Genomic DNA, 12,916 nt, shown 5'->3' with positions numbered 1-12,916 from the left:
CTGTTTAGGCTTGCCAGCTCAGCCACTGTGTTGCCAATAGTGGTGACACGCTGCTGGCATAACCCACCACGGCGACTAATTGATTATCAACTACGATTAATGGCACCCGCAACCGCTGCCACGGCGGCACTTGCCACAACTTAAACCACTGCTTTAGTGGTTTACTTACCGAAGCGCCAAAAGGCTTAAAACGTAAGCTTAACTGGCCAAATACCACACTGGCATTAGTAATATTTAATGGAATAGCCGCACCTTGCTGCTGCAAAGAAAATACCAAACTTCCACAGTATGCAGGTAATTTTAGCTCGGCCTCACCTTGCCAGTTTAGGCCTTGCAAAGGTACCGCTAACTCAGCGGGTGTTAGCAGATATAATCTGTCGGCAAAACGCCGTAGTTGATAGTCCGCCAACTGCAGTTCTGGGCTAGCATCAATACGCGCGGCGATAACCTGTTGCTTTAATGTAGTAAGCCACTGGCTATCTGGATTTAAGTTATAACCTGCCAACCAACGTCTTATTACTAAATCTTGCTGCGCGGGTATTTGCTTGGCTAGCTCAGATAACGACAGCGTATTGGCGTTAACACATTGTGCTAATGCTAGCTCGGTGTAATGATCAGCCAACTGCTGCAACTGGGCCACATGCTGCATGCTGCGCGCAGCAGAACTGGTGAAATGCGGCCAGCGTTGACGCAGTGCAGGCGTGATATGTTGGCGAATAAAGTTACGGTCAAAGCGGGTATCGCTATTACTGTCATCTTCAACCCAAGTTAGTTGCTGTTGATTTGCATACTGCTCTAACTCAGTGCGGCTAAAGCCTAACAACGGCCGCAGTAAACTGCCTTTAGCGAAATTACGCCGTGATGCAATACCCCTTAAACCCGCAGCACCAGCGCCACGTTTTAAAGCGAGGAATAGAGTTTCTATTTGGTCATCACCATGGTGCGCGGTTAGTAGTGTATGTTGTTCAGAGCAAACAAAATCAGACAGTGCTTGGTAGCGCGCATCGCGGGCTTTTTGCTCTAAATTATCACTACCTTGTAATTGAACGCGGCACTGAGTAAAGGCAACATCTCGAGCTGTACATTGCTGGGCGCAAAATTCGCCCCACTGCGACGCATAATTACTGATGCCATGATGCACATACACCGCCTGCAGTGCAAAAGGCTGTAGGTTACGTGCTTTAACCAGTAAATCGAGCAACACCACAGAGTCTAAGCCGCCACTTAGCGCCAGCACAACATGGCTATCGCGCTGCAATTGCAATCTACTAAGCAGATAACTAGGGCTAAGTTCAGACATCGATAATTTTCATTACGCCAAAATAGGTGTTTAGGCTACCACAAAACAAAAAGCCAGTGCAGAGGCACTGGCTTTTACTACTCTAAAACTGATTAACAGTAACCGTAAGACATTAAACGCTTATAGCGTACATCCAATAATTCAGCAGTATTCATTTTCTCTAACTGCTGTAAATCGCGTAATAAAGTCTGTTTTAAGGTTTGTGCTATCTGCTCTGGCGCACGATGCGCGCCGCCCAAAGGCTCAGGCAGCACTTCATCAATGAGCTTTAACTCTTTAATGCGCTCAGCAGTAATGCCCATGGCTTCCGCAGCTAGCGGTGCTTTTTCAGCGCTTTTCCATAAAATTGACGCACAACCTTCTGGCGAAATAACGGAATAGGTGCTGTATTGCAGCATATTAACTTTGTCGCCGACACCAATGGCCAGTGCGCCACCAGAGCCACCCTCACCTATAACGGTGCAAATAATTGGCACTTTTAAACCGGCCATGACTTTAAGGTTACGCGCAATGGCTTCTGACTGACCACGCTCTTCTGCGCCAATACCTGGGTACGCACCTGGCGTATCAATAAAGGTAAGAATTGGCATTTTAAAACGTTCTGCCATTTCCATTAACCGTAATGCTTTACGATAGCCTTCTGGCCGCGGCATACCAAAATTACGTTTTATTTTCTCCCGTGTATCACGGCCTTTTTGGTGGCCAATGATCATAACAGGCGTATCACCTAAACGGGCAGTACCACCAACGATAGCTTGATCATTAGCGAAAGTACGGTCGCCGGCTAAGTCATCAAAATCAGTAAACACATGCTGAATATAATCCAGTGTGTATGGCCGCAGCGGGTGACGGGCTAATTGTGCAACCTGCCACGCGCCGAGTTCTGCGAAAATTTTTCTGGTTAAACCAAGGCTCTTTTCTTTAAGTTTGTTTATTTCTTCTTCTAAGCCTAAATCGTAATCACCGTTTCGGCTTACGTTACGCAATTCGTCTATTTTTGCTTCAAGTTCAGCAATGGGTTGCTCAAACTCCAAATAATTCAGCATCATCGACAGTCACTACCTAATTAATTAAATTCTAGTTCTATTGTTGCCAGTTGTTTTAACTGGTGCAACAAAGCATCGGCTGGCGTTATCCACCATGTTGTCCCTAGCTGTAACATAATTTCGCCTTCCTGGCGTTGATAACGCAGCTTAACCGGCACAGTGCCAGCCTTAAACTCGCTTAATACCTGCTGCAATCTTTGCAGGTAATTGTGGTCTATATTCGACGATTGTACAGTGATATTCAGAGATCGTAGAGACTTTTCTCGTACCGAAGTGATCTCGCATACATCGCGGCCGGTCATTGTAAGGCCACCGTTAAAATCATCAAAGCTGACCTGTCCAGTTATAACCAAAATATGGTCTTTTTGTAGCTGTAACTCAAACATTTCTAGCATATCGGGGAAAAAACGTACATCTAATCGAGCAGATTTATCGTCAAGTGTAACAATGGCCCAGCGCCGACCTTTTTTATTAATCATTATTCTAACCGACACCACCAAACCTGCCACGGTAATACTTTGATCTTTTCTGGTCGGTTGTAAGTCTACTAAGCGACAATGTACATAACGCGGTATTTCGTCTAGATAACGGTTTATCGGGTGCCCCGTTAAATATAAACCTAAGGTTTCTCGCTCACCCTCTAACCATACTTCATCAGGCCAAGGCGCTACCTGCTTAAAGGCAGCTGCGGCGTTTTCTGGCTCTGGGCTTAATAAGCCAAATAAGTCGTCTTGCCCTACTGCTTGCGCTTTAGCATGTTGATCCGCTGCTTTCATTGCCTCTTCTAGCGTTGCTGATAGCGCAGCGCGATGTGGGCCGAGTTGGTCCATGGCACCGGATAAAATAAGTTTATCTATTACTCGCCGATTCAGTTTCTTTAAATCAACCTTGGCACAAAAATCAAATAAATCGGTAAATACACCGTGTTTAGTACGTGCTTCAATAATGGCTTCTATTGGGCCTTCACCCACGCCTTTAATCGCGCCAATACCATAAACAATGTGGCCTTGCTCATTTACGGTAAACTTATGCACACCGGCGTTTACGTCAGGCGGGATAAGCTTTAGTTTCATCCGTTCGCATTCATCCACCAGCGTGACTATCTTGTCGGTGTTATCCATATCAGCTGACATTACCGCAGCCATAAACTCTGCCGGATAATGCGTTTTCATCCAAAGCGTTTGATAGGATACGAGTGCGTATGCCGCAGAGTGTGATTTGTTAAAACCATAACCAGCAAATTTCTCAACTAAGTCAAAAATTTTAATCGCTAGTTCTGGATCAATATTGTTTTTGGCTGCGCCATCTTGAAACGCATCACGTTGCTTGGCCATTTCCTCGGCATTTTTCTTACCCATGGCTCGGCGCAGTAAGTCAGCGCCACCTAACGAGTAGCCCGATAAGACTTGGGCAATTTGCATTACCTGTTCTTGATACAGAATAATGCCGTATGTCGGTTCTAAAATAGGTTTTAGTGATTCGTGCTGCCATGTCGCATCAGGATAAGATATAGCTTCACGTCCACGTTTGCGGTCAATAAAGTTATCTACCATGCCTGATTGCAATGGCCCTGGGCGAAACAACGCCACTAGGGCAATCATATCTTCAAAACAGTCTGGCTGTAGGCGGCGAATTAAGTCTTTCATACCGCGGGATTCAAGCTGGAATACCGCGGTAGTATCGGCCTTTTGCAGTAAATCAAAGCACTTTCTATCGACTAAAGAAATAGCGTTAATATCAATTAATTCACGACCTTCTTTTTCTAGCCGCGTATTGGTCATATTAACTGCCCACTGCAAAATGGTCAGTGTGCGCAAGCCAAGAAAGTCGAACTTAACTAAACCCGCATATTCGACGTCGTTTTTATCAAACTGCGTAACTGGGTTATTACCTTCGTTGTCACAGTATAACGGTGAAAAGTCGGTGATCTTAGTGGGAGCTATTACTACCCCACCAGCATGCTTACCGGCGTTACGGGTAACACCTTCAAGCTGGCGCGCCATGTCAATAAGATCTTTTACTTCTTGATCTTGAGCATATAGCTCGGGCAAGCGCGGCTCTTCTTTAAAGGCTTGATCTAACGTCATACCCGGTGTCATCGGGATCAGCTTAGAAATACGGTCAACAAAACCATACGGGTGGCCTAATACTCGCCCCACGTCGCGAATAACGGCTTTAGCCGCCATAGTACCAAAGGTAATAATTTGCGACACCGCATCACGGCCGTACATATCCGACACGTGCTCTATTACTTCATCGCGCCGGTCCATACAAAAGTCGACGTCAAAATCAGGCATAGATACCCGTTCAGGGTTTAAAAAACGCTCGAACAGTAAATCAAATTCTAACGGGTCTAAGTCAGTAATACTCAGTGCATAAGCCACTAGTGAGCCGGCGCCAGAACCTCGGCCGGGGCCAACTGGAATATCGTTATCTTTACTCCACTGAATAAATTCCATCACGACTAGGAAGTAGCCGGGAAACCCCATTTGATTAATAACATCTAATTCAATTTGTAACCGTTCATCATAAGCAACCCGGTTAGTTGCGCGCACGGTAGCATCAGGAAATAGCTTGATTAAACGCTGCTCTAAACCTTCGCGTGATTTCATTACCAAAAAATCGGCGTCGCTCATGCCGCCAGTAGGAAATGCCGGTAAGAAATACTCACCCAAACGAATGGTTACGTTACAACGCTTGGCAATTTCAACCGAGTTTTCCAGCGCTTCAGGTAAATCAGCAAATAATTGCTGCATTTCTGCTGCAGATTTTAAATACTGCTGCTCAGTATAATTTTTCGGCCGACGTTTATCGTCTAGGGTAAAACCATCATGAATTGCCACGCGTATTTCATGCGCAGGGAAATCTTCTGGTTTTAAAAATACCACCTCGTTAGTCGCAACTAAGGGTAAATTGTATTGCTCGGCCAGCGTTACGGCTTTTTGAATGTAGTGCTCTTCATCAGGCCTACCGGTACGAATAACTTCCAGGTAAAACCGATCAGGAAAATACAGCTGATAGAACTCGAGCAACTGATTAATACTTTGATTATTTTCTTTTAATAGCGCCTTGCCTAATACGCCATCTTTACCACCAGACAAAATAATAACGCCGGCAGAAAACTCTGCGAGCCAGTCATGCTCAATTTGTGGTTTGCCATCAACATGGCCACGTAAATAGGCTTTAGAAATAAGCTGGCTAAGGTTTTGATAACCGGTATTATCGGCGGCAAGTAGCAGTATACGGCTGCACTCAGTACCGAGTAATGCATGCTGCACGTAACAATCGATACCAATTATTGGCTTAATACCCGCGCCATGTGCAGCACTGTAAAAGCGCACTAAGCCGCAAAAATTCATTTGATCAGTTAGCGCCAACGCTGGCATGGCTAAATTTTGCGCGGCTTTAACAATAGGTTTTATTTTGGCAACGCCATCGACCATTGAAAAGTCGCTGTGTACGCGCAAATGAATAAAGCTAGGCTCTCTCATAGCCCTTGGCACTCAAGAACGTGGCGCACTGGTTTAAAGCTGCGCCTATGCTGTGGTAACACGCCATGCTGGGCAATCGCTGCCAAGTGCGCAGCTGTCGGGTAGCCCTTATGGGCAGCAAAACCATATTGCGGATACGCCTGATGTAGCAAATGCATTTCATTATCGCGCGTTACCTTGGCCAAAATAGACGCAGCGCTTATTTCTGGCACTAGCAAATCGCCTTTTATTATCGCACTAGCGGGTAAAGCAAAATCTGGCGTTCGGTTGCCATCGACTAATACCCATTCTGGCTGCACACTAAGTGCAGCTACCGCGCGACGCATCGCCAACATAGTGGCATGGAGAATATTAAGCTCGTCAATTTCTGCTGGCTCCGCGCGGCCTAGCGCCCAGCATAGTGCATTGGCTTTAATTTGCTCAGCAAGTTCTATACGACGCTTTTCGCTTAGTTTTTTTGAGTCAGTTAAGCCAGCAATAGGCTTGGTTGGATCTAAAATTACCGCAGCTGTAACCACCGCGCCAATTAATGGGCCTCGCCCTACTTCATCGACACCACAAATTAGGCTAACGTTAGGGCGTTGGTACAACATCATTATTCACTACCTGTAGAATAGCTTGTGCGGCTTTAGCACTCGCATCGCATTTTATGCTGTGATGAATAACCCGATACTGTTGCAGCAACTCATCTCGCTCTGAGGTTAATAGCGGTGTCATGGCTGCCACCAACGCATTGGGTGTGACCTGATGTTGCAGTAACTCCGTAACCATACCGCGGCCTGCCAGTAAATTAGGTAGGCTAAAATGCGCTAACTTCACTAACCTGCGACCTATTTGATAGGTTAACCAGTTTGCTCGATACGATACGACCATTAAGCATTTTGCTAGCATCGCCTCTAAGGTTGCCGTACCTGAAGTAATAAAGGTAGCGTCTGCGGCCAGTAAAACTTGGCGTGCCTGACCAATAAACAGTTTAATATCTAGCTCTGGGGCAATCTGTTGCTTTATTTCGTTAAACTGTGCGGCTTTAGCTGCTGTTACCATATTACAGATAAGCTGCAACTCAGGGAATTGCTGCTGTAGTTGCCTTGCCGCCAGTAAAAAATCGGCGGCTAGTAGCTTAATTTCATTAGTCCGACTGCCGGGCATGATCGCTAGTGCAATTTTGTCGCGATCTAAGCCAAGCTCGATTTTTGCAGCGACTTTATCTACATCTAACGGCATAGTATCAGCCATGGTATGGCCAACAAAGGTACAAGGCACTTTGTATTTATCGTAAAAGACTTTTTCAAACGGTAATAACGACAGCACCATATTAGTAGCGGCGGCAATTTTAAAAATACGTTTGTGCCGCCATGCCCATACTGACGGACTAACGTAGTGCACGGTTTTTATACCCGCTTGCTTTAATTGCAGTTCTACCGGTAAGTTAAAATCGGGCGCATCAATGCCAATAAATACATCAGGTTTATCAGCCAGCAATGCAGCAATAATTTCCCGTTTTACCTGCAGTAAACGCCGCAGCCTACCAAGCACTTCAACAATGCCCATTACCGCCAGCTCTTCCATATCAAATAGCGCATTAAAACCAAGAGCCTGCATGCGTGGCCCGCCGATACCATAAAATACCGCATCAGGATGAATGGCTTGTAAAGCGGTAATGAGATCAGCACCTAAAATATCGCCGGAGTGTTCTCCGGCGATAATGGCTATTTTGAGTGGTCGTTCAGCTACAGACATTAGCGCACGATACCTCTACTAGCATTGGCAATAAAGTCGGTAAATAGTTTAAGCTCGGGTGTAGTAGCGGCTTTCTCTGCTAGAACGGCCAAAGCTTCGGCTACCGTCTGGTTTTTACGATAAACCTCTTTGTAAGCACGGCGTATTTCCAGCAAAGCTTCACTGCTATAGCCTCGGCGCTTTAACCCTTCAGTGTTAATGCCGGCAGGTACGCACGGCGCGCCATGCACCATCAAATACGGTGGCACGTCTTTGAGTACAATAGAGCCGCCGCCACAGAAACTATGTGCGCCAATATGTACAAACTGATGTACGCCGGTCATACCGCCTAAAATTGCCCAGTCACCAATGTGAACATGCCCAGCGGCTTGCGCACCACTAGCAAAAATAATATGGCTACCAATAACGCAGTCGTGAGCAATATGGGTGGTATTCATAAACAGGTTATGACTACCAATAATAGTTTTACCCTGGTCTTGTACCGTGCCGCGATGCACTGAGCAGCCTTCACGAAATACGTTATAATCGCCAACAATCAACTCGGTGGCTTCACCTTGGTATTTTTTATCTTGGCAGGCCTCGCCAATGCTGGCGAACTGGAAAAAATGATTACCCTTGCCAATAGTGCTCGGCCCTTTAATGGCAACGTGTGACTCTAAAACGCAGTCATCACCTAACACCACACCATGGCCGACATAACAAAACGGGCCAATTTTTACATTATTACCAAGCTTTGCACTAGCTTCTATTACTGCCGATGGATGGATCACGTTTTATAGCTCTCTTCTGGCGCACATTAATTCAGCCGAGCATACCACTTGGCCATCAACTTTAGCTTCACCGTAAAACTTCCAAATGTTGCGGCGTTCTTTTAAAAACTTCACTTCTAAAATCATTTGATCGCCAGGCACTACAGGCTTTTTAAAGCGTGCGTCATCAATAGCGGCAAATAAATATAATTCGTTATCAGAGCGCTCGGTAACCGTTTTAAAACCTAAGATACCGGTAGCTTGAGCCAAAGCTTCTAAAATTAAAACGCCTGGAAAAATAGGCATGTTTGGGAAATGCCCAGTAAAAATGGGTTCATTAACTGAAACGTTTTTTACTGCCGTTAAACTTTCGCCCGGCGTGTAATCAAGCACCCGGTCGATTAATAAGAAAGGATAACGGTGTGGCAGTAATGCCATAATTTCCTGAATTTGCAGGCTGTTTAATTGGTTAGCCAAGGCTATTCCTCTATCTAGTTTTCAGTATCCTGTGCCGAAAGCACAGTAGCAAGCTGGCGTTCAAGCTGCTTTACTCGCTGATATAATTGATCTATTTGTCGTAACTTAGCCGTATTTTTCCGCCAATCTTGATTGGTGGTGGCCGGTAAACCTGAGGTATAAATACCTTTTTCAGTAATTGGCTTCATTACCATGGCCATGCCACTAATATTAGCGCCATCGCAAATATCAATATGGCCGTTTATTACTGCTGCGCCACCGATAATACAGTAGCGGCCAATATTGGTACTGCCGGCGACCACCGTGCAGCCAGCTATAGCAGTATGATCACCAATTTTCACGTTATGGGCAATCTGGCACTGGTTATCAATAATAACATTGTTACCAATTATCGTATCTTCTATTGCGCCTCTATCGATAGTGGCATTAGCACCAATATCGCTATCATCACCAATAATGACGCTACCAGTTTGGGGTATTTTCAGCCAGTTTCCACGCTCATTAGCAAAACCAAAACCATCAGCACCAATAATAGCACCGCTGTGTATAATGCAGCGCTTACCGATGTTAACCTTATGATAAAGCGTCACATTAGCCCATAATCGAGTGTCATCAGCTACTGTTGCGTTTTCACCAATAAAGCAACCCGCACCAATTTGCACATTATTGCCAAGCACAACTCCAGCCGATACCACTGCATTGGCGCCAACGGAAACGTTTTCACCAAGCTTAACACTGGCATCGATCACAGCCGTTGCGTGAATACCATTCGCAGCCGCAGGCGTAGTATCCAGCAGCTGTGCGACACGGGCAAACGCAACATAGGGGTTTTGTACCACTAATGCATTAACCGTTGGTGCGACAAAGGGTACGTCATCATGAGTAATTAACACCGCTGATGCCGACGTCTCAGCTAAAAACTTACGATATTTGGCATTAGACAAAAAGCTGATCTGACCCGACCCAGCATTGGCTAATGATGCAATGGAAACGATGCTGCAAGCAGCATCGCCAATTAGCTGAGCATCTAAACGCTCAGCCAGTTCAGAGAGCGTAAAACTTATCATTTTTTCGCTTTACTAACCTGAGTAATTACCGATTCAGAGATATCAAACTCTGGCTTAGCATAAACAGCAGCGCCCGAATTTAATACCATGTCAAACTTTTCACGTTCAGCAACCACATCAATGGCAGCTTTAATTAACGCTAAAACCTTGTTGCGCTCTTCGGCTTGACGATTACGAATTTCTTCATCTAACGGACGCGCTAACTGCTCGTATTGTTGGCGCTGATCTGTAACCGCTTTCTTTAGTTCATCTTGCTGTTTATCGCTCATGGTTGGCCCATCGCGACGCAGCTTTTCGATATTAAAGCCAATATCTTTTTCTAACTTACTTACCGCTTCTATACGCTGAGAAAATTCATTCTTAATGGCTTCTTGCATCGCAGCAGACTGCGGTATTTTAGCCGCAACTGCTTGCACATCAACATAAGCGATTTTCATTTCTTTGGCCATGCTTGTGCCAGCCATTAACAAGCCTGCAACAAGAATAATTACTGATTTTACTGCACGTGTCTTTAACATCTTTTAATCCCTATTTTTCTAATCTAGAAAGTTGTACCAATATTAAAACTAAAGTTTTCTTGTAAATCGCCTTCTTGCTTTTTAAGTATCTTTGCCAAGCTGAAAGTTAATGGGCCCATTGGCGAAATCCACTGTAAAGATACACCAGCGGTGGCGCGAAACAAGCTCGGATCTGAATAATCGATCAATAAAGGCTGAGCCTGACGACTTTGCTGAGCATACTGGATTTGCTTTAAGTCAGCATAACGCGCCATGTCAAACTCAGTATCCCAGACGTTACCAGCATCAATAAATAAACTGGTGCGCACCGAGTTACGATAATCATCACTTAAAAACGGTGTCGGCGTAATAAGTTCTAAGGTGACAACTGCCGTGGCGTTACCGCCGATAGAACGTTGCGATACCTGATAGCTATCATTATTCGGTGAGTTAGGATAACCGTTAGACATGTTATCACCCGGTAAGCCTGGCACTGTGTCAGCATAGCGAAAAATAGCATGTGGACCAATAATGCGGCTTTCAAAACCACGAATATTTTGGCCGCCGCCATAAAAGTTTTCTGTGAAAGGTAAGGTGTAGTCATAGCCATTTTTACTGCCGTAACCATTACCATAACCCAGCTCAATTTTAGATAGGAATGACCAGCTATGATCATTACTTAACGGTATATAGTTGCGCCCTTCAAATGAGGTTTTAAAGAAGGCTAAATCCGAATTAGGCGTAGTAACTTTTATGTTTGCACCTAAATAGTTACCCGCAGTTGGGAATAAACCACGGTTTAACGTGCTACGTACCCAACCCGCTGATAACTCATAGTTGGTAAAATGAAACGCTGCATCTGGATTTAATTCATCTTTTAATACCGCGCGGAAATGCCTTAGCTGATCATAATCATCACGTAAGTTAATTTTATTAACTACGTAGTTCGCGCCAAAATTTAAGCGATTATATTCGTTTATCGGATAACCTATATTCGCACCAAAACCATAGCGGCGTTGGTTATAAGCCTCAAGGTTTGATGATGCACTGCTATAGTCGGTATCAGAGTAAAATACCTGTCCACCTAAACTTACGCCGTCCAACGTAAAATAAGGATCGGTGTAGGTTGCACTAATCGACTTTTGATATTTATTCGTGTTTAAGCTAATACCAGCGCTGTTACCTGTGCCAAAAAAGTTTTCTTGTTGCACACCTATTTGGAATGACAAACCCATATAGTTGCCATAAGAAATACCGGCATTAAAACTACCCGATGGCTGCTCTTTAACTTTAAAACCGATGTCGATTAAATCGTCTTCGCCGGCTACCGGAATCGTTTCAAACTCTACGTTTTCAATATAAGGCAGACGTTGAATACGTTGTTTTGATAGTTCTAGGGCATCGTTCGATAACCATGCCCCTTCCATCTGACGTAGTTCACGGCGCAGCACTTCATCTCTGGTAGAGCTATTACCTTGCATATTAATGCGGCGCACATACACCCGCTTACCCGGGTCAACACTGATGGTTAGATCAACTTCTTTGGTATCATCGTTAATTTGCGGAATAGTACGCACTTTAGAATTCGCATAGCCAAACCGAGCCAATAACTTAGCAATACTTTCCTCGGTGTAAGTAACTAGAGCGCCGTTATACAGTTGGCCCTCTTTAAGCGGCAATACTTGAGTAATAAATTCGTCTTGACCGATGAGATCACCAACAAACTTTACGCTTTTTATATTGTACTTTTCGCCTTCGTTAACGTTTAACGTTACGTACACCGACGTTTTATCTGGGCTAACTGATACTTGCTCAGAATCAATATTAAAACGCAGATAACCACGATCTAGGTAGTAGCTATTTATCTTTTCTATATCGCCTTTAAGCGTTTGCTTTTGATAGCGATCAGAAGACATAAAGCGCCACCATGGCAAATCTTGCTTCGATTCAATATTTTTTAATAATTCTTCGTCAGAAAATAACTTATTACCAACGATATTAATTTGCCGAACTGATGCCGCATCACCCTCTTCAAACTTAATTTTTAGATTAACGCGATTACGCGGCAAATACGTAACGTCTATTTTAACGTCAGCCTGATATTTACCGACACCGTGATAAAACTCGGTTAAGCCATTTTCTATGCTTTTTAAAATCGTTTTATCTAAGGGTTCACCAACTTCCACATGATTACCTGACAGGCTCTCTAGCAGCTGTTCTTCTTTGATATCTTTATTACCATCAAATTCTATTGCATTGATGGTTGGCCGCTCACGTAGCCGATAAATAATCGTGTTACCGTCGCGAAATACCTTAATATCATCGAAATGTCCCGCAGCATACAAAGTACGAATACTGCGTGACAAATTAAACTCATTAATGGTGTCGCCAACGTTAAAAGGTAAGTTATTTAACGCCGCGCCAAGCGCTACGCGTTGCAGGCCTTCAACCTGAATATCTTGAACCGTAAAAGATTCTTCAGCAAGCACCGAGTTACTAGCAGAGGCAAGTAACATCGCGGCTACTAATCGTTTAATTGTCATTATTGA

Annotated in this window: 10 protein-coding genes; all 10 read right to left on the bottom strand. The window is 44.5% G+C overall.

The window, feature by feature from the left end:
• Positions 1-4: 4 nt before the first annotated feature.
• Positions 5-1,300: a tRNA lysidine(34) synthetase TilS gene (gene tilS / locus MN199_RS11310; RefSeq protein ID WP_335739483.1), complete on the bottom strand. Its 1,296-nt coding sequence runs from the start codon at positions 1,298-1,300 to the stop codon at positions 5-7.
• 92 nt (positions 1,301-1,392) lie between these two features.
• Positions 1,393-2,349, bottom strand: a complete 957-nt coding sequence (gene accA / locus MN199_RS11305; RefSeq protein WP_335739482.1) for an acetyl-CoA carboxylase carboxyl transferase subunit alpha — start codon at positions 2,347-2,349, stop codon at positions 1,393-1,395.
• A gap of 17 nt (positions 2,350-2,366) precedes the next feature.
• Positions 2,367-5,837, bottom strand: coding sequence for a DNA polymerase III subunit alpha (dnaE, locus tag MN199_RS11300; protein WP_335739481.1), 3,471 nt, complete (start codon positions 5,835-5,837; stop codon positions 2,367-2,369).
• Positions 5,834-6,433: a ribonuclease HII gene (rnhB, locus tag MN199_RS11295; protein ID WP_335739480.1), complete on the bottom strand. Its 600-nt coding sequence runs from the start codon at positions 6,431-6,433 to the stop codon at positions 5,834-5,836. The genes dnaE and rnhB overlap by 4 nt, the downstream gene beginning before the upstream one ends.
• Positions 6,411-7,577 (bottom strand): lipid-A-disaccharide synthase, encoded by a 1,167-nt coding sequence (gene lpxB / locus MN199_RS11290; protein WP_335739479.1) that lies wholly within the window; start codon positions 7,575-7,577, stop codon positions 6,411-6,413. Before lpxB ends, rnhB begins: the two co-directional genes overlap by 23 nt.
• Positions 7,577-8,347 carry an acyl-ACP--UDP-N-acetylglucosamine O-acyltransferase gene (gene lpxA, locus MN199_RS11285; RefSeq protein WP_132584788.1) on the bottom strand — a complete coding sequence of 257 codons (771 nt, stop codon included), beginning with the start codon at positions 8,345-8,347 and terminating at the stop codon, positions 7,577-7,579. Before lpxA ends, lpxB begins: the two co-directional genes overlap by 1 nt.
• A gap of 3 nt (positions 8,348-8,350) precedes the next feature.
• The gene (fabZ, locus tag MN199_RS11280; RefSeq protein WP_335739478.1) at positions 8,351-8,803 is read right to left on the bottom strand and encodes a 3-hydroxyacyl-ACP dehydratase FabZ; all 453 of its coding nucleotides are present in this window, start codon (positions 8,801-8,803) and stop codon (positions 8,351-8,353) included.
• A 14-nt stretch (positions 8,804-8,817) separates the two neighbouring features.
• Positions 8,818-9,870 (bottom strand): UDP-3-O-(3-hydroxymyristoyl)glucosamine N-acyltransferase, encoded by a 1,053-nt coding sequence (lpxD, locus tag MN199_RS11275; protein ID WP_335739477.1) that lies wholly within the window; start codon positions 9,868-9,870, stop codon positions 8,818-8,820.
• The gene (locus MN199_RS11270) at positions 9,867-10,388 is read right to left on the bottom strand and encodes an OmpH/Skp family outer membrane protein (RefSeq protein WP_132584794.1); all 522 of its coding nucleotides are present in this window, start codon (positions 10,386-10,388) and stop codon (positions 9,867-9,869) included. The genes lpxD and MN199_RS11270 overlap by 4 nt, the downstream gene beginning before the upstream one ends.
• Before the next feature lie 23 nt (positions 10,389-10,411).
• Complete coding sequence (gene bamA, locus MN199_RS11265) at positions 10,412-12,910, bottom strand: outer membrane protein assembly factor BamA (protein ID WP_335739476.1); 2,499 nt, start codon at positions 12,908-12,910, stop codon at positions 10,412-10,414.
• Between the last annotated feature and the right edge of the window lie 6 nt (positions 12,911-12,916).

This window comes from Rheinheimera metallidurans (assembly GCF_036983985.1).
Classification (GTDB): Bacteria; Pseudomonadota; Gammaproteobacteria; order Enterobacterales; family Alteromonadaceae; genus Alishewanella; species Alishewanella metallidurans.
This window is presented reverse-complemented; position numbering and strand designations above follow the sequence as displayed.